Below are 17,375 nucleotides of genomic sequence, written 5' to 3'. Positions count from 1 at the left end.
GCTCTATGGCTCCTCCATATCATCTCTTCCCATCTTTCAACATTTTCTTGCGGAAGTCGGGTGAAGCTACATTAGCACTTTTAAAGCTCTATGGCAATAAAGTCAATGAAAATTAGCATATTTCTCTATTAACAAAATAGTTACGTGACAAAATTATATAGTTTTTTCAAGCTTTCGTGTGAGCATCACAACAATTATATCATGAATTTCGTTTGCACTAAGATCTGCAGCGTTTATTTTTACTATTCTATCTGGAAATTTATCTGATATATATTGAAATTTATCATAGACTTTTTGATGAAATTCAATATTCTTACTTTCAAATTTATTATTATTACCTCTCGCACATGCCCTTGCTAAAGCAATATTTGGCTCTATATCAATAAAAAAGGTAATATCAGGCATCACAGGTGATATTAGAGATTTATGAAGGTCGTAAACTAAATCAGTACCTACCTCTTGCCCTTGATAACAAGCCGTAGAATCTATAAACCTATCACAAATAACTGAAACCCCAGAATTTAGCTTAGGAATAATCCTTTTATGAAGATGGTCATAACGTGCCGCCATAACTTGCAGCAGTTCTGACATAGGCAACAAATCTTGATGCACTAAAATGTCACGCATTTTCTCAGCCGCAATAGTTCCACCCACTTCACGTGTTAAATCTGTAGGGATATTTTGTGACAGTAAATACTGGGATAACATATTACTCTGGGTAGATTTACCGCACCCTTCTCCGCCTTCAAACGTAATAAATTTACCGCCTTTAATTGGCATAGCTATCACTATTCATTTCATGCAACCTTGAAATAGTTCTCTTAAATTCATTACTACGCAAACCATTCTGATATATTTTTATGGGTTCATCTTGTAAAGTCATAAATAGTACAACCTTATAAAAATAAGCATTATCAACAAAATTTATAAATCTAACAGCTAAATCTGTATTATCAGAACTTATTATACGAATATTTTCTACTATTATAATAGAAAATTTTTGACAAATATCTACATAATCAACATAACCTAATTCTCTTACAAATAACTCTTCAAAATCTGTTACTAATATTTTCTCGCTAGCCATTTTAAAAGATATTTCTCGTCCGAAAACAACAATATCTTTAGGAACAAGTTGGTTATTATGATTTAACTTGCTAATAAGTTCTTGTATCTCCAATTTATTATTTTCATTAATTGGGTAGATTATATGCCTGCCAGTCCTCTGTATAATTTTATCTAACCGATAATCATGCTCACTATCTAAGTGCATGACTTCAAACCTTTGAATAATCTCTTTAATTATTGGCAGAAAAGAATTTCTTTGTAAACCATCTTTATACAAATCTTCTGGTTTGGTATTACTGGTAATGAAGATAAATACCTTACATTTTATCAGTTCAAGGAGTAGCGGTCCTATTATCATAGCATCAGCTATATCTTTAATTTCAAACTCATCGATACATATTACTGCTGCTTGTTTTGCATAATTTGTCGCAATGCTTTTTATAATATTATTTTTAGACTTTGATTTGTCTTGTAACTGATAAATATCTTTATGTACCGATTGCATCAAGTTCTGGTAATGGATCATTAATTTCTTAATTTGCAATATTTGAAAAAAATGTTGCATTAATGCAGTCTTGCCATTACCTACATTACCATATAAATAGATACCTTGTTTTGCTAATAAACTGCTATTAAAGAATTTCAAAAATGACTTATCTTCAATTTGTTTAGCAACATTCTTGATTCTACTAAGCAGAAATAGCTGCTTTTCATCAAATTTTAATTCAGACAATCGATTACATTCTTGTTAAGGTTCATTCTTTTTTTAATGCTTCTATTTCCTTAATAGTTAGTTTTGTATATTTAACTATTTTTTCTATTGGCTCATTATCAGCTAGCATTTCTTTCGCCATGGCTATAGTACTTTCTTTAATACCTTCAGCCTTGCCTTCAGCCTTGCCTTTAGCTTCACCTATAGCTTTTCCTTTAGCTTCAGCATCTTCAATTTGTTGCTGTTCTACCGCTAAATTATCAAAATAGGCTTTTGTTCTTTCCTCATAAGTGTTAAGCTCCGCTTCTGACCAGCTTGCTTGGTCTACCGCCTCAAAGGCTCTCCTAATAATTTTATCCTTACCTATTAACTTCTCTATTTCGGCTAATGTTAATGTACTATCTCCTGCATGTTTGAAAAAATACATCCACTTTTCCTCTGTAGTCTCTAGATTATTGATAATTTTATTAAATTTCTTGAGTTCTAAAAAAACAAAGTAAAAATCTTTTAAATCATTAGCGTAGCTTTCTGTATCTAAAAGACGATGCTCTGACTTCCAATGTTTTTTATCGTCAAACATCACAAAATCTGCTATTGCTAAAAATATCACTCCTTTTAATTTAGCGTATACTGCCAACTTTTTATGGTTTTCATCTTCTTTGAGTATTTGCCTAGAATATGCTTTAGCCGCATAATATTGGGCTCTTTTCTCAAATCCTGGATGCTTACTTATCTGCATCTCTACGATGAATTGATTACCATGTTGATCTTTACATAATACATCAACTATAGATTTTCTGTAAATAGCAATATCAGGGTCTTGGATAGTTGGCAAAAATTCCACATTAGTTATTTGGTCACTACCTTCAAACTTTAGGACATCATTTAAAAAATGAACAAGTATATCCTTGTTCTTTTCAGTACCAAATATTTGGCGAAAACAAAAATCATTTTTAGGGTCAAGAAATTTTGATAAAAACATATAATATAACCTCTTAATTCTATATTGATAACTAATGCTATTTTACCATCTTCTCCACTAAAAATCTTGCAATAAATTGATTTTAATAAAAGATAGGGATGAGGAGTAAATTTAAGACCCTATATTTTTCTCCCATATGTTACCATAATTTTTAGGCATACGATAATAAACGATTTTATATGATTGCTCACTATTTGAAAATTTCCGCTGCCTAACCGAGAAACTACCAAACCCTCTAATTTCAATACGGTTTTGTTCAGCTAAGCTAGATTGCAAATAATCCAAAACCAAATCTACCGAATCTTTTATATCCTCTCTAGAAAGATAACCAAGGTTCTCCGATATTTTATTTACTAAGTCAGATTTTTTTGCCATAAATCAAAAGATTGCCCCTAATCCTTGAAATTTATTCTTGAAAAAACTTGGCAAGATACTATCAAAATCTTCCATAATCATTTCAAGGAATTTTGGTTTCGGTTTTATTCTAAATTCTTTTACTTTCAAATCCTTATCGATTTTTTTAACTTCCTGTAACCATTTAATCGCATCATCCTGTGACCCCACAGCATCAACAAGCTTTAGCTTTAAAGCTTGGCGACCAGAATATATCCGCCCATCAGCTAGTTCTCTAACTTGATCAATTGGTATATTCCTTCTTAAAGCCACTAGTTCAATGAAATAATCATAAGTATCTAGTACATTCGACATTATTGCCTGACGAACAGCTTCTGTGACTTTTTCAGTAGGATTAGGAACCGCCTTTAATTCTCCGGATTTAAAATTATTAAAGGTAATACCTAAAGTTTTTGCTAAATCTGTGACTTCTAGAGTTTGAAGAATTACACCAATTGAGCCGGTAATTGTCCCATTATGACTAATTATGTAATTACCTCCTAAGGATATCAAGTATCCCCCGCTGGCTGCCAATGTACCCATAACAACTACTACCGGCTTTTCTGCGGATATTTTCCTGAGTATATTATAAATTTTCTCTGAACCAACAACAGTTCCACCAGGAGAATTGACATTAACCACTAAAGCACTAATCTGATCATCATCAATGATTTTTTCCAATCTTGTATCACGTTTTGCATCTTCAAAAATTATATCTTCTATTGAAATAGCAGCTATATATTTACTATTAGTAGTTATATATTCAGATTTTGTCAAATCAAATTGCTTAATCATCACCACAATTAAAACTATAAACATAAAAATTGTTGCTAGCTTCCAAAGCATTAATTTCTTCTTATTTTGCTTTCTTTCAATTAGGTATTCAGCAGTTATTGTCATTAATTCACCATTCGTTGATTTTTTCTTAATATTTGACGAAGCAATCTAATCCATTTTAGTAATCCATTTATGATGGTTAGCACTTCACCCGCATAATTCGCCCTTGATCCCTTTTCCAATCTTGTTCTTTAATTGTCTGTCTTTTATCATGTAATTTTTTACCTTTTGCGATCCCTAACTCAACTTTTACTTTATTTTTCTTATTAAAATATAAAGAAAGAGCTACGAGAGTATAACCCTTTAAGCGAATCTTACCAATTATTTTTTTTATCTCACTCGAATTAAGGAGCAACTTACGTGTCCTTCTAGTCGAGTGATTAAACCTATTAGCTTTTTCATATTCCGCAATATGACAATTATACAAAAACACTTCATTTGCTGAATTTTCTGCATGACTATCTTCTATACTGGCTTTTCCTTGACGCAATGATTTAACTTCACTACCAGTCAATATTATGCCAGCTTCAATTTTTTCTTCAATAAAGTAATTGAAATATGCCTTCTTATTTTGTGCTATTACTTTTTTATATTCCGACATATTCCATAGCTTTATTTATTTTTTCCTCGGTAACGACGTTAGCTGAAGTTAAAGGAAGCCTTAATTCATTGGCACATAACCCCAATCTTGCCGCAGCATATTTTACCGGTATCGGATTGGATTCTGCAAATAATGCTTTATATATAGGTAGTAATTGCTGTTGAATTTGCAGAGCTTCCTGATAATTACCCTCACGACAATTATCCTGTAATTTCTTGCACAAACTAGGCGTGATATTGGACGCAACAGAAACACACCCTACCCCCGAATGAGCATTATAAGATAAAGCTAATTCATCATTACCACACAATAAATTAAAATCTTTGACTATAGCCCTAATTCGTAAGGGGCGTTCTAAATCGTTACCAGCATCTTTAAGGGCTACAATACGCGGTAGTTTACTGAGCCTAATTATCGTATCATCGGAAAAGTCTGCCAAAGTTCTACTAGGTACTGAATATAGCATTATTGGTAAATTACTGGCATTATGGATAGTTTCAAAATGCAAATATATTCCCTCTTGAGTTGGCTTTACATAAGAAGGAATACTACACATAAATCCATCAACGGCAACTTTTGTGCATATTTGCACCATATCTACGGCGACGCTAGTAGTCATGGCTGAACAACCAGCTATTACTGGCATACGTTTATTAACAATTTCCATAACCGCTTGTAATAAAGACTGATATTCCTGCAAAGTTAAACTAGCTCCCTCACCAGTAGAACCAGCAACCACTATCCCATCAACTTTATTAGCAATTTGATAGTTCACTATCTTTTCCACAGAAGCAAAATCTAATTTATTCTCCTTAAAAGGAGTTATCATAGCTGTAATGACTCCTTTTAATATATTATTTTCCATAAACACCTGTTAAATTCATATCATTTTTATTATAGTCAATTGATTAGAAGTTGGTGACGTCGTCACTCATCGCTCGCCTATTACTTAATAGGCGTCGCTCCATCGTTCCTAGCCCCAAATTCTCCTGAATTGACTATAGCTAAGCCAATTAGCATTTAGCCATTTGTCTCAACGGGAATGTCATATATAACATCCAATGAACAATGGATTGCTTCGACCATTATATGGTCTCGCAATGACGGAAGCACTTCTACCCCAACGTCATTGCGAGGAGGCATGAGCCGACGAAGCAATCCATTTAATCATTTTTGTGGATTGCTTCACTCACATACGTTCGCTCGCAATGACGGTATTGCCAAGCTACTCTTCGCTAATAGACGGAAGTACTTTACATAACCTCAGTATATCACTATTTATTTGTACACTAAGTAATTATATTCTTTTTTTAGCAAATTAGTAATTTTACTATCTTCAAAGATGACATTTCGCTCACCAAGGTTAATCGATTTAATCCCCTTAACTTCTACAGCTGTACCTGTCATAAAACATTCATTAAACTCCCCTACCCTATCTGGAGTTATATACTCTTCTATAACCTTGATATTTAAATCATTAGCAAGTTCAATAATTGTTTGACGTGTTATGCCATTTAAGAAACTATCAGCTATTGGAGTGAATAATTGATCATCTTTAACAAAGAAGATATTTGCCGTACTACATTCAGCAACATATCCCCGCCAATCTAATAAAATTGCATCATCGTACCCCAGAGACTTAGCTTCTTTCTGGCATACTATCATCATATTATAATGTCCTGATGATTTACATTGTGGCGGCAATGAGTTTGGATGACATTTTCGCCAACGAGCAATATGCAGACTTAAGGCACCAGAAGGTCTAAGAGTTGATGGAACAGCAGCAATTAATAGATTAACCGATAAGTTTACATTAGTCAGATTAAGAGATTCACTACCCAACCAAATTAATGGGCGAATATACGCATCTTTAATATTGTTTTTTGTTATAAGTAGCTGGTGAGCTTCTATAATTTCTTCAAAACTATATGGCACCTCTATGCTTAGACTTTTTGCTGACTCTATCAAGCGTTGTGTATGTTCTTCTAATTTAAAAATTTTACCATTATAGGCTTTTTCTCCTTCAAAAACTCCACCAGAATAATGCAAACTATGAGTAAGAGCATGTATCTTAGCTTCCTGCCAAGCAATAAATCTACCATTAATCCAAATATAACCTGATAATTGATTAAGATTTTTAAACGGCTTTTCAGTTAGTATATTTTCTTGTATTATTGTCATTGTTAATATTCTACTATTAAACTATAGTAATTTTTATTACCTAAAATTTATTTATGCAAAGCTCAAAACCCCACATTCTTGTAGTTGATGATGATACTAGAATACAGAAACTTTTAAAACAGTTTTTGTATAAAAACGGCTTTTTAGTATCAACAACACATTCTGTCGAAGGAGCTGAGGAATTATTAAAATCTTCTATTTATGACTTAATTATTCTAGACGTCATGTTACCAAATGTTACAGGACTTGATTTTGCTAAAACTATAAGAGCTACCAAAGACCTTGTGCCAATTGTTATGCTAACTGCATTGTCAGAACCAAATGATCGTATCAAGGGCTTAGAAGCCGGGGCATCAGATTATTTAACTAAACCTTTTGAACCGAAAGAATTATTATTAAGAATCAACAATCTATTAAATAGCTATAATAATTATAAAAAACAAGATAAAATCAAACAATTAGGTAATAATTATTATAATTTTGAGTCAAAGGAATTCATAAAAAATAATCAACTTGTATCATTAAGCTCTACAGAACAAAAATTACTAGAAGTATTACTAAACAACGTTGGACAAGAAATGAAACGTGATGAGTTATCAAAAATAATGGGAGGTCTTAGCCCTCGTTCTATCGACGTACAAATTGTTAGAATAAGAAGTAAGATTGAAGATGACCCGAAAGAACCCAGATACCTAAAAACCATTCGGAATAGCGGATATGCTATCTATACATAAATTTATACCACAAACATTACTGGCTAGATTTGTACTCATTATCATTGTTCCAACATTAATAGGACAAATTTTAGCGGTATTTTTGTTCTATGATCGTCACTGGTATAATGTTTCTTACTATACTAGTAATATTATTGCTAATGAGATTATTTACCTTCTTGAAAAAGATGATAATAATTTATTGGCAAAGAATACTGTAGCAACCAATTATTTAAATTTATCGTATCAGTTTTATCCAGAATCAACCTTATCACCTACCCAACCTAGAATTAGTGAGGAATTAGAGATTTTTAAAAACATTATTAACGTAAAAATTAATAAAAATAATATAGTACAGCTTAATGATTCAGGAAGAATTGAAGTACTACTTCAATTAACCAATGGTTTAATGCAAATAACTTTCCCAGCAAAATTGTTGATGAATCCAACTGCCTATATTTTTGTCTTATGGTTAATCTTCTTAACCATTTTATTACTTTCTGTTTCCTTAATCTTCTCTAAAAACCAAATTAAATCCATTTTAATTCTGGCAGATGCGGCTGATCAATTTGGGCAAGGAATCACCAAATTACAAACATTTAAACCTTCTGGGGCAAAAGAAATAAAAAAGGCTGGTATTGCTTTTCTTAAAATGAAAGAACGCATTGAAAAGCAAATTAGCAAAAGAACTAGAATGCTTGCTATGATTTCGCATGATTTATGTACTCCGTTAACTAGAATGAAGTTACAATTAGAGCTAATGAACAAATCTGAGGAAACAGAAGGTCTTAGGGAAGATATAGTTGCTATGCAGCAAATGATAAAATCATATCTTGATTTTGCTAGAGGAGAAAATGGAGAAGAAGCTCAAATAATCGAATTATCTTCTTGGATGTTAAATGTTACAAATAAATGGTCTGCCAACATTGAATTAATTACGATAGGGCAAGCAATATACACACAAATTAAGCCTAGCAACTTTGAACGTGCAATATCTAATGTAATAAATAATGCGATAAAATATTCTACAAAAATAAAAATTACTATATGCTCTACCTCTACTAATGCAATAATAAAGATTGAAGATAATGGAATTGGCATAAAGGATGAAGAGAAATTATTAGTATTTAAAGCATTTTATCGTTCAGATAAGTCCCGTTCACTTAATAATTCAGGGAATGTTGGACTTGGTCTTGCTATTACTAAAGAAATAATTATTGATCATAGTGGGACAATATCATTACAGGATAGTAAAGCTTTAGGCGGGTTATTGGTTGAAATTTCACTACCTATAATACAAAAGTAAATATGAGTACAATCAACAAAGTAAATCATTTAGCTATCATCATGGATGGTAATGCTAGGTGGACATTAGGGAAAGACCTACCTAAATTTGAAGGACATAGAGTAGGTGCCGATAAAGTGAAAAAATTATTAGCAAATTTTATAGAACTTAATATACCTTACGTTACACTTTATACTTTTTCATCAGAGAATTGGCGTAGATCAAAGACTGAGGTCACATTTTTATTGAAATTATTACGTTATTACCTAAAAAATGAGACTGCGGCACTGCACAAGAATGGGGTTAAAATAAAAATTATCGGTAAATTGGGTTTATTAGATTCTGTGTTACAAAAACAAATTCATGATGCTATGGAATTAACAAAACATAATAATAAAATAACTCTTTGTCTTGCTTTTAGCTATGGCGGGCGAGCAGAGATTGTTGATGCCTGTCAAAAAATTATCGATTCTGGTAAAACAAATATTAGCGAACATGAGTTTATTAATTATCTGTATGATCCAGAAATGCCAGATGTAGATTTATTAATTCGCACTGGTGGGGTATATAGAATCAGCAATTTATTATTATGGCAAATCGCATATGCTGAACTATATTTTTCACCTAAATACTGGCCTGACTTTGACAAACAAGATTTATTAGAAGCGTTAGATGATTACTCAAAAAGGAAGAGGACTTTTGGCGGCAGGTAAGAAAAAGTCTAATATAGCGACGAGAATATTATCAGCCCTAGTAATAGGACCGGTATTTATTATATCGATAATATCTATCAAGTCGTTATTTTATATATTGATGTTATTAATTGCCGTAGGTATGTTATATGAATGGTATCAGATGACCAAACCATCCTGTCTTTATGGATTATTTGGGTTGATTATTATTCCCATTCCTATTATATCTTTAGTAATAATTGCTACTGAAGATAAAAATCGGTGGCTATTATTACTCTATTTTACTATAATATGGTCAGTTGATGTATTTGCTATGATTGGCGGGAAAAATATAGGCGGTATTAAACTTGCTCCCAAGATTAGTCCTAACAAAACTTGGAGTGGATTAATCACAGGAGTATTAGCTAGCGGGGTTGCGGCATTTTTATTGAGTTTGTTGCCAGGATTTGATTTGCCAACTTACTATTTGTTAAACAAACGGCACTTAATTATAGCAGCTTTTTGTTTAGCACTAATAGCACAAATGAGCGATTTATTTATTTCATATTTCAAACGCAAATTTGCTATTAAAGATAGTGGTACTATAATACCAGGTCATGGAGGCGTTTTAGACCGATTCGACAGCATAATTCTCACCGCCCCAATATTATTTTTTATTATTAAAATATTATGAATTATCAATATTTTATTGATTTAGTTAAAAGATCCAAAATTATAATATTTAATGTTTTACTTTCTTTACTATTAGCTTATTTTATTTTTCATTCTATTTATGGTAATAGGGGAATTATTGCTTATTTTACATTAAATCAACGACTGGAAAAAGCCTATAGTGAGCTAGAAACTTTAAGGGCAGAACGTGTTGAACTTGAACATAAAGTAACACTACTTAGACCAGAATCTCTAGACAAGGATATGCTTGACCAAGAGGCCAGAAGAGTTTTAGGAGTGGCTTCTCCAACAGAACAGGTATTTACCGTAAAATAATATGGTAACCCAAGACAGTTTTAAAGTCATATGTGGTCGTCATTGCGAGAAAGACCGTAGGTCAACGAAGCAATCCACAAAAGCAACCAAAAATGGATTGCTTTGCTTACATACGTTCGCTAGCAATGACGCTTTGAGTATACCAACAAAAGATTAGGAGGTTATTATTAGCATTATAGTTTTTTACAATGATATTCCAGAAGATTTTAATATTGCTGGAGACCTAGCAATCGATACAGAAACGATGGGATTAAAAGTACATAGGGATAGATTATGCCTTTTGCAAATAAGCAATGGTGATGGTGATGCTTATCTAGTAAACTTTATTGACAAGAACTATGCAGCACCTAATTTAAAAAAATTATTACTTGATAAAAATCGGTGTAAAATATTTCACTATGCTCGATTTGATTTAGCCGCAATAAAGAGATATCTTGAAATTGATTTAGAGAATATCTTCTGTACCAAAATATCTTCTAAATTGGTTAGAACCTACACTGATTCCCATGGCTTAAAAGATTTATGTCGCGAATTGCTTTCAGTGCAAATTTCTAAACAACAACAATCTTCCTATTGGGGAAGAAATGAACTTACGGAAGAACAAAAAGAATATGCTGCCAAAGATGTCCTTTATTTACATCAGCTGCGTTCTATCTTACAAGATAGATTACTAGCCGAAAATAGGCTAGACCTTGCAAAACAAATTTTTAAGTTCTTACCTATTAGAGCTAATTTGGATCTGATAGGCTGGAACGATATCGATATTTTTATGCACTAAGATTCCCGCGTAAGCGGGAATCTAGCCTGGATATTGCATGAAGGTGGTATTTATAAAAATAAAATGGCAATATCGCTTATAAGTGGTAATGGATATGTTAATTTTCACTTAAATTATGTCTAGATATGCAATTCTTCCTGATTTAAGATAGAATCCCCCCTTACCCCCATTTTTTATTGTACCGGGGACAGTACCATATTAGCTTATTCTATAGCTAATTTTTTCATAACACTATCCCATATATGTTGGTAAGGATAAGATGAAGACAACAAGAATTTAATGCTCCTAGTATTTCTAATAATTACTGCTCCAATTTTGAACAATTTTAAACGCACCGTTCCTACCAAGGCTTTAGCTAATTCAGTACCTTGTAAAAACTTATCACGTATATATTCTACTAATGTATAGGCAAGGCTTGACAAAATTAGTCTGAGTTGATTAGCCCACCATTTATGGCATGAAGTGCGATCGGCAAATAGCTCTAACTGTTGCTCTTTTATACGATTTTCCATATCTCCACGTGCACAGTAATTTTTATCATATAAATCTTCTGGCTTACCTGCTAAATTAGTTACTATATATCTTGGATTCTCACCAAGGCTAATTACTTCTGCTTTACCAACTATCTTACGATGACGACTCCAGCTATCAGCTTTATATTTAAATTCACTAAAAAAGCGTTGCTTCTCTTTGCTAATTGTGAAGGCTTCGTTAGATTGTTGCATCAATGGCTCAAGCAGCTTGTTGAGTCTAGTATTTTGGGCTATTCCGACTATATATTTTACATTATTTTCATCACACCAATCCAGCATCTGATGACGACAAAATCCACCATCACCACGAAAAATAATCTCTACTTCAGGCCACGATTGACGAAAACGCTTGACTAATAGAGATAATATTGCCCAGCTATGCTTTGCTTGTTCTAGCTTTGAGCTGCGAAGATTGCTTACTAACAGCTTTTTTCCACAAAAAACATATAAAGGTAGAAAGCAATTATGACGATAATATCCATGATAAAACTTCCCCTCTTGATTGCCATAAATTTCATCATCAGTGGCATCAAAATCAAGTATTAATTGTTTCGGCACGGTTTTATGAGATTCGACAAACTTGTCAATCATCACCTTATGAGCTTTAAGAGCAAATCCACGATCTGCTTTATTTTCTAAACGGCATAAAGTAGAGCTACTAGCCATATCGTCCAGTGTGTCTATACTTGTTTGCAAAGCTGGACATTTTCTTAAATTATCGTGATCATTTAAATCTTCATAACCAAGAGCAATACCATAAATACGCTGTTTGAGCATTGTTAAAATAGTATGAGTAATTTTATCAGAATCTCGCTTATCAGGAAAAATCTTAGCCAGTTCATTAGTTAGACCAAGTCTTTTATCTGCTTCTCTTAGCAATAATACACCTCCATCGCTACTAATATTACCTCCTGTGAAATTTATTTCTATTTGACGATTTTTTACTTTCGATTGGTAAATTAATCCTGTACAATTTGTCATGGCAAAACCCTCTATGTAATCTTCTTTTAACACTGATATTATATAGTATTACAAGGGTTTTGTCTCTATTCTTTCATGCAATATTCAGGCTAGCCCCCTACCTACGCAGGGATGACATTAAAAAGACAAAACTATATAGTAATAAAATATGTTAACTATCAGTAAGTTTTTTTTCTTACCAATTAAATCACATATTAACGTTAGTGATAATATAATTGATGGACTTAAAAGATTGGGGATAATCAATTTAAGAGATTTGCTATTTTACCGCCCTACTTCTTATCAAGTTAAAACAATTTCGCCCAATTTATCTTTACTGAAAAATGGACAGTTAATTCAAGCGGAAGTAACAATTGAAGAAATTCTTGTTCCTAAAAGCAGAAAGCAGCCTTTAAAAATCTTAGTATCTAATGAGACTGGTTCTATTCTACTGATATTTTTTAATAGACCACCTTATTTTTTGCTAAATAAACTTACGATAGGTAGTAAGCAAATAATTGAAGGCAAGGTGCAAATATTCTCTAGCTTAGCTCAAATATCTCACCCAATATTTATTTTTGATAAAAAACTTACCAACTCTATACAATCAATTTATCCTTTAACTTATGGAATAATTAATAAACAACTTTATTCCTATATAATAAAGGCTATTGATTTGCTTGAAAAAGAGTGTAGCAGTATCCCTGAAAATTTTCAAGAAATAAAGGAGTATATTGAATCTTTATTAAATGATTTAAAAATCATGCATTTATACCAAGTTCATGATACTAAATTACAAACTCAATCCTTAAGACGATTAGCAGCAAGAGAACTATTTGCTAACCAGCTATCATTACAACATCTCCGTCAACAAACAAAATTAAAACAAGGTAATTCATTTACTAAATCCCCTCAGCTACAACAATCAATACTTAAAATATTAGGATTTGAACTAACATATGACCAAAAAAAAGTCATTGAAGAAATTGAAAAAGATCAATTATCTCCTACAGAAATGATGCGTTTACTGCAAGGTGATGTAGGGTCTGGCAAGACCCTGGTAGCTTTATTAACAATAGTCAATGTAGTATATCATAAATTTCAAGCTGCACTAATGGCTCCTACTGATTTATTAGCAAATCAACATCACCAATTCTTTGTTAAAGCCTTAAGTGAAAGCGGAATAAAGATTGGTTTACTTACTGGGAAAATATCTAGCAAAGAACGCAATAAGCTATTATCAGAGCTACAAAACGGAGATATTGATATATTAATTGGTACTCATGCCTTATTTCAAGAAAAAGTAATTTTTAAAAATCTAGGTTATATTGTCATTGATGAGCAACATAAATTTGGTGTACAACAACGGCTCGATTTAATTAACAAAGCCTCGTATCCCGATGTTTTAGTAATGACAGCCACCCCTATTCCTAGAAGCCTTACTTTGACTATGTTTGGAGATATGGATATTTCTAAATTAACCAGTAAGCCAAAAAATCGACTGCCAATTATTACTAGCATCTTACCCAAAACAAAACTAAATAATGTAATTTCCGTTTTGGATAAAAAACTAACATCTGGAGAAAAAATTTACTGGATATGCCCCCTTATCGATCAAACTGATGAAGAGTTAGTAACCCAGGAAAAAAACACTAGACCTCTTGCAAAACTCGCTTATGCTGAGGAATTTGAAGGAGACGCTTCACCTCAAACCGCAGCGTACTCTAATGTACGTGAGGATTCGAGTACCGCATCGACGTACAAATTACCAGCAGAAGTAGAGTTTTGCAAGAGGTCTACTGGGCTGACTGACGTTAATAGCAGATTCATTACCATTGAAACCGTCTACCCTAACATTACAACTACCATACACGGCAAAATGAAAAATGAACAAAAAGATACGATTATGCAACAATTTAAGAATGGTAATATTAAAATCCTTATTGCTACTACTGTAATTGAAGTGGGTATTGATGTCCCAGATGCCACCTTAATCGTCATAGAGAATGCCGAGCAGTTTGGTTTAGCTCAATTACATCAGATAAGAGGTAGAGTTGGACGTGGAATGTTACAATCTCATTGTATTCTTCTATATGATCCTCAAAAATTAACTATACTTGCAAAATCTAGATTTGAAGTAATGAGAAATAGTAATGATGGCTTTTATATAGCTGAGCAGGATTTACTGTTAAGAGGTAGCGGAGAAATATTAGGAACAAAGCAAAGTGGTGAGATAAGATTCTTTTTTGCCGATCTAGCTAGAGACTTAGAACTTTTAACTAAAGCTAATAAATTGGCAGAAGAAAGTTCAAATAATCATTCAGAATTATTGATACTTCAAACAAAATTATTTGCTAAAGTAGAATTTAATGAATTAAACTAGTACTGCAGTTGTAGATTGAATGTGAATGTTCACGGAAAAAGGTTAAAGTACAAGATGTCATTGCGAGGAGACCATAAGGTCGACGAAGCAATCCAGGAAAGTCCAAATTCTCCTGAATTGACTATACTAGGAAATTGCCGAAGATAACTAATTAAAAATTCAATAATATTTACAATAAATTCAATTTAAATTAATATAAATAAAGATTAAATATTAATTTAATTTATACTTGTGTATAATTTTTTTATAGTTTAATCTCTAAGTTATTGTAAATAATATTTAATAAAAGGTATAAAATATAATGGTTCCAATATTTTGGACAGAAAAATAAGAAAAATGAGATAGAATTCTTTAGCAAACAAGGAGAGCTAGAGATGAAAAAACAAGTAAGGCAATATAGTGCTGAGGAGAAAGCCAAAATTGTCATAGAAGCAATTAAGGGAGAGCTAACAATAGCCCAGATAACCAGTAAGTATGGTGTTCATGCAACACAGATCAGTAACTGGAAAAAACAAGGTCTTGAGTTGTTAGTACAAGGTTTTAAGAATAAAACACAGAGTGCTGATCCAAATCAGCAGGGGTTAATCAAGAATCTATATGAGCAAATTGGTCAGTTAAGCGTTGAGTGTGACTGGCTCAAAAAAAAATCTGCATTGTTTGGAATTAAAGGTTAGGTGTAATATGATAGAGCCTAATCATAATAAGTTAACAATTGTACAACAGCAATTCCAAATATGACATTATGGATACATAGGGAAATTTTAGCATTGCGATCCACTCAACTTTAAGACGAATAATCTATTTTTCTGTTAAAGATTTGTATGTATTTTCTTGAATTCTATAAATATTTTTATACAAACTTATCATAATTCACGTTATTGTAATCAATTTGGTAAAAACCAACGGTTAGCAATAAATAAGTCTATTGCTCTAGAAAAAGCTTTTGATAGGTCGAATCTATATTGGCGGGACTCTGTAATCTCGTTTGCCAGCTAATATCTCCCATAACATTTCCATTGATTCAAAGAAAAAAAGGTCTACTAAACTTCTTATTCGTTCCCATAACGATCCTAATCTACCAAATTGCTCCCTCATTTCTTGAAATAATTTATCAACTAATTGGTGTATTTGATGAATAGTAAATGCTAACAAAGTAAAATTGTAGAAATTATAACATAGATTCTCAGAACCATGACCGTAATTATGTTCTATATTATAACCATGATTCTTTAAGCTATTAAAGCATTCGTTCTCTATTTTCCAACGTGCTCTTGCTCCGTCTATTATTGTTTTAGCATTATCTGAGGTGATTTCTAGATCAGTAATCCATTTACCATAATACTGACTTTTGTTACTACCATCTTTCTGCGGCACTAGCTCCCATGCCGCTATATAATTTGTTCTTACCTTAGTGCTAGTAAATAATTCAACATCATTAACCCATTCAATTATCAATTTGTTCCTTCTAAGGCTCAATGTCTCTATCTTTGATTTATCTACAGATTGAACATTATCCATTAATGTCTTATGATTATTGGGTTTTACTTTAAAAATATAATTAGCTTTATGATCACGAATTGTTTCTATCACTGGAGTTGTTGCATATAAGGCATCAGCATTGATTATTATCCCTAATTTATCATGATCCTTTCTAAATCTTGTCAAAAATCTCTTGAAAGCATTCGTCTCACAATCCTCTTTCTCATCACCATCTTGTACACGAATTTCCTCAGGCATTACTGGTATTACTTGTCGTAACCCAAATTTTACAATAGCCCCTTGTAATACTTGATGACAATGATATTGGTTATTTTTATGCCCTCTAATTAGGCAACGTTTACAACTCACTTTATCAGAGCTGTAATATTGTGTACCATCAACATTTAATAAGTATTTACCAGGAAATATTTGATATTGTTCTAGATGCTTCCCTCGTTGTAATTTACTAAATAATTCTTTGAAAATAGGTCTAAACGTTACGTCACTATCTACTTGGTCTATTACGTTCCTCATCCCCTGATCGCTAGGAAGCGATTGTACTGTAAACATGCTACGCAGATTATTACGTTGTTCCTTCCTTTCCATACGCCTTTGAAATTCTAGCAAAGATACTGATTGAAAATACATACACGCCAAACCAGATAACATAATATCTGCTATACTATTACTACTATTTACACCCCTTCTATCTTCTATACCAGCAAATCTATCTGCAATCATACTTCTGATTGCACTAAAACTTAAATGTTTCTTTGAATGCATAACTTGAT

18 protein-coding genes are annotated in these 17,375 nt (G+C 32.3%); 8 read left to right on the top strand and 10 right to left on the bottom strand.

The genetic code is table 11. The annotated features are described in order from the left end of the window. Positions 1-153: 153 nt before the first annotated feature. The 8 genes from tmk to NBW66_RS00915 all read right to left on the bottom strand — a co-directional run bounded on the left by tmk (position 154) and on the right by NBW66_RS00915 (position 6,774). Positions 154-780 (bottom strand): dTMP kinase, encoded by a 627-nt coding sequence (gene tmk / locus NBW66_RS00950; RefSeq protein ID WP_250311474.1) that lies wholly within the window; start codon positions 778-780, stop codon positions 154-156. Next, complete coding sequence (gene zapE / locus NBW66_RS00945) at positions 770-1,801, bottom strand: cell division protein ZapE (protein WP_250311473.1); 1,032 nt, start codon at positions 1,799-1,801, stop codon at positions 770-772. Before zapE ends, tmk begins: the two co-directional genes overlap by 11 nt. 22 nt (positions 1,802-1,823) lie before the next feature. Further along, positions 1,824-2,762 carry an Rpn family recombination-promoting nuclease/putative transposase gene (locus NBW66_RS00940; protein WP_250311472.1) on the bottom strand — a complete coding sequence of 313 codons (939 nt, stop codon included), beginning with the start codon at positions 2,760-2,762 and terminating at the stop codon, positions 1,824-1,826. Between the two features lie 111 nt (positions 2,763-2,873). Continuing rightward, positions 2,874-3,137 carry an HU family DNA-binding protein gene (locus NBW66_RS00935; protein ID WP_250311471.1) on the bottom strand — a complete coding sequence of 88 codons (264 nt, stop codon included), beginning with the start codon at positions 3,135-3,137 and terminating at the stop codon, positions 2,874-2,876. A gap of 3 nt (positions 3,138-3,140) precedes the next feature. After that, on the bottom strand, positions 3,141-4,055 hold the full coding sequence (sppA, locus tag NBW66_RS00930; RefSeq protein ID WP_250311470.1) for a signal peptide peptidase SppA: 915 nt from the start codon (positions 4,053-4,055) through the stop codon (positions 3,141-3,143). 76 nt (positions 4,056-4,131) lie between these two features. Beyond that, the gene (smpB, locus tag NBW66_RS00925) at positions 4,132-4,593 is read right to left on the bottom strand and encodes an SsrA-binding protein SmpB (RefSeq protein WP_250311469.1); all 462 of its coding nucleotides are present in this window, start codon (positions 4,591-4,593) and stop codon (positions 4,132-4,134) included. Then, entirely contained in the window at positions 4,580-5,458 is an 879-nt protein-coding gene (dapA, locus tag NBW66_RS00920; RefSeq protein WP_250311468.1) for a 4-hydroxy-tetrahydrodipicolinate synthase, read from the bottom strand. Before dapA ends, smpB begins: the two co-directional genes overlap by 14 nt. A gap of 413 nt (positions 5,459-5,871) precedes the next feature. Next, positions 5,872-6,774, bottom strand: a complete 903-nt coding sequence (locus NBW66_RS00915; RefSeq protein WP_250311467.1) for a branched-chain amino acid transaminase — start codon at positions 6,772-6,774, stop codon at positions 5,872-5,874. Positions 6,775-6,827: 53 nt separating this feature from the next. On the opposite strand from NBW66_RS00915, the gene NBW66_RS00910 reads away from it, so the two are divergent. The 6 genes from NBW66_RS00910 (at position 6,828) to NBW66_RS00885 (ending at position 11,229) form a co-directional block, all read left to right on the top strand. Next, complete coding sequence (locus NBW66_RS00910) at positions 6,828-7,508, top strand: response regulator transcription factor (protein WP_250311466.1); 681 nt, start codon at positions 6,828-6,830, stop codon at positions 7,506-7,508. Further along, positions 7,492-8,793, top strand: a complete 1,302-nt coding sequence (locus NBW66_RS00905) for a sensor histidine kinase (protein WP_250311465.1) — start codon at positions 7,492-7,494, stop codon at positions 8,791-8,793. Before NBW66_RS00910 ends, NBW66_RS00905 begins: the two co-directional genes overlap by 17 nt. A 2-nt stretch (positions 8,794-8,795) precedes the next feature. Beyond that, positions 8,796-9,485 carry a polyprenyl diphosphate synthase gene (uppS, locus tag NBW66_RS00900; RefSeq protein ID WP_250311464.1) on the top strand — a complete coding sequence of 230 codons (690 nt, stop codon included), beginning with the start codon at positions 8,796-8,798 and terminating at the stop codon, positions 9,483-9,485. Beyond that, a complete protein-coding gene (locus NBW66_RS00895; RefSeq protein WP_250311463.1) occupies positions 9,445-10,137 on the top strand; it encodes a phosphatidate cytidylyltransferase in 693 nt (230 codons plus the stop codon). Before uppS ends, NBW66_RS00895 begins: the two co-directional genes overlap by 41 nt. Beyond that, positions 10,134-10,451 carry an FtsB family cell division protein gene (locus tag NBW66_RS00890; RefSeq protein WP_250311462.1) on the top strand — a complete coding sequence of 106 codons (318 nt, stop codon included), beginning with the start codon at positions 10,134-10,136 and terminating at the stop codon, positions 10,449-10,451. The genes NBW66_RS00895 and NBW66_RS00890 overlap by 4 nt, the downstream gene beginning before the upstream one ends. Before the next feature lie 166 nt (positions 10,452-10,617). Next, entirely contained in the window at positions 10,618-11,229 is a 612-nt protein-coding gene (locus NBW66_RS00885; protein ID WP_250312223.1) for a ribonuclease D, read from the top strand. 203 nt (positions 11,230-11,432) lie between these two features. Here NBW66_RS00885 and NBW66_RS00880 read toward each other — a convergent pair whose 3' ends face one another. Next, positions 11,433-12,743 carry an IS1380 family transposase gene (locus NBW66_RS00880; RefSeq protein WP_250312222.1) on the bottom strand — a complete coding sequence of 437 codons (1,311 nt, stop codon included), beginning with the start codon at positions 12,741-12,743 and terminating at the stop codon, positions 11,433-11,435. 148 nt (positions 12,744-12,891) lie between these two features. On the opposite strand from NBW66_RS00880, the gene NBW66_RS00875 reads away from it, so the two are divergent. Both NBW66_RS00875 and NBW66_RS00870 read left to right on the top strand, forming a co-directional pair. Further along, on the top strand, positions 12,892-15,105 hold the full coding sequence (locus NBW66_RS00875; protein WP_250311461.1) for an ATP-dependent DNA helicase RecG: 2,214 nt from the start codon (positions 12,892-12,894) through the stop codon (positions 15,103-15,105). A gap of 374 nt (positions 15,106-15,479) precedes the next feature. Continuing rightward, on the top strand, positions 15,480-15,779 hold the full coding sequence (locus tag NBW66_RS00870; RefSeq protein WP_094649795.1) for a transposase: 300 nt from the start codon (positions 15,480-15,482) through the stop codon (positions 15,777-15,779). A 283-nt stretch (positions 15,780-16,062) separates the two neighbouring features. On the opposite strand, the gene NBW66_RS00865 is transcribed toward NBW66_RS00870, so the two are convergent. Beyond that, the gene (locus tag NBW66_RS00865; RefSeq protein WP_250311217.1) at positions 16,063-17,367 is read right to left on the bottom strand and encodes a transposase; all 1,305 of its coding nucleotides are present in this window, start codon (positions 17,365-17,367) and stop codon (positions 16,063-16,065) included. Positions 17,368-17,375: the final 8 nt, after the last annotated feature.

The organism is Rickettsia endosymbiont of Oedothorax gibbosus, from assembly GCF_936269705.1.
In the GTDB taxonomy this organism is placed as follows: Bacteria; Pseudomonadota; Alphaproteobacteria; order Rickettsiales; family Rickettsiaceae; genus Tisiphia.
The sequence above is the reverse complement of the archived record's forward strand: the minus strand, read 5'-3'. Positions and strand labels throughout refer to the sequence as shown.

Coding starts and splice junctions, on each gene's coding strand:
- tmk (WP_250311474.1), bottom strand. CDS start 780: ATGCCAATTAAAGGCGGTAAATTTATTACGTTTGAAGGCGGAGAAGGG.
- NBW66_RS00940 (WP_250311472.1), bottom strand. CDS start 2,762: ATGTTTTTATCAAAATTTCTTGACCCTAAAAATGATTTTTGTTTTCGC.
- NBW66_RS00935 (WP_250311471.1), bottom strand. CDS start 3,137: ATGGCAAAAAAATCTGACTTAGTAAATAAAATATCGGAGAACCTTGGT.
- sppA (WP_250311470.1), bottom strand. CDS start 4,055: ATGACAATAACTGCTGAATACCTAATTGAAAGAAAGCAAAATAAGAAG.
- smpB (WP_250311469.1), bottom strand. CDS start 4,593: ATGTCGGAATATAAAAAAGTAATAGCACAAAATAAGAAGGCATATTTC.
- dapA (WP_250311468.1), bottom strand. CDS start 5,458: ATGGAAAATAATATATTAAAAGGAGTCATTACAGCTATGATAACTCCT.
- NBW66_RS00915 (WP_250311467.1), bottom strand. CDS start 6,774: ATGACAATAATACAAGAAAATATACTAACTGAAAAGCCGTTTAAAAAT.
- NBW66_RS00910 (WP_250311466.1), top strand. CDS start 6,828: ATGCAAAGCTCAAAACCCCACATTCTTGTAGTTGATGATGATACTAGA.
- NBW66_RS00905 (WP_250311465.1), top strand. CDS start 7,492: ATGCTATCTATACATAAATTTATACCACAAACATTACTGGCTAGATTT.
- uppS (WP_250311464.1), top strand. CDS start 8,796: ATGAGTACAATCAACAAAGTAAATCATTTAGCTATCATCATGGATGGT.
- NBW66_RS00895 (WP_250311463.1), top strand. CDS start 9,445: ATGATTACTCAAAAAGGAAGAGGACTTTTGGCGGCAGGTAAGAAAAAG.
- NBW66_RS00890 (WP_250311462.1), top strand. CDS start 10,134: ATGAATTATCAATATTTTATTGATTTAGTTAAAAGATCCAAAATTATA.
- NBW66_RS00880 (WP_250312222.1), bottom strand. CDS start 12,743: ATGACAAATTGTACAGGATTAATTTACCAATCGAAAGTAAAAAATCGT.
- NBW66_RS00875 (WP_250311461.1), top strand. CDS start 12,892: ATGTTAACTATCAGTAAGTTTTTTTTCTTACCAATTAAATCACATATT.
- NBW66_RS00870 (WP_094649795.1), top strand. CDS start 15,480: ATGAAAAAACAAGTAAGGCAATATAGTGCTGAGGAGAAAGCCAAAATT.
- NBW66_RS00865 (WP_250311217.1), bottom strand. CDS start 17,367: ATGCATTCAAAGAAACATTTAAGTTTTAGTGCAATCAGAAGTATGATT.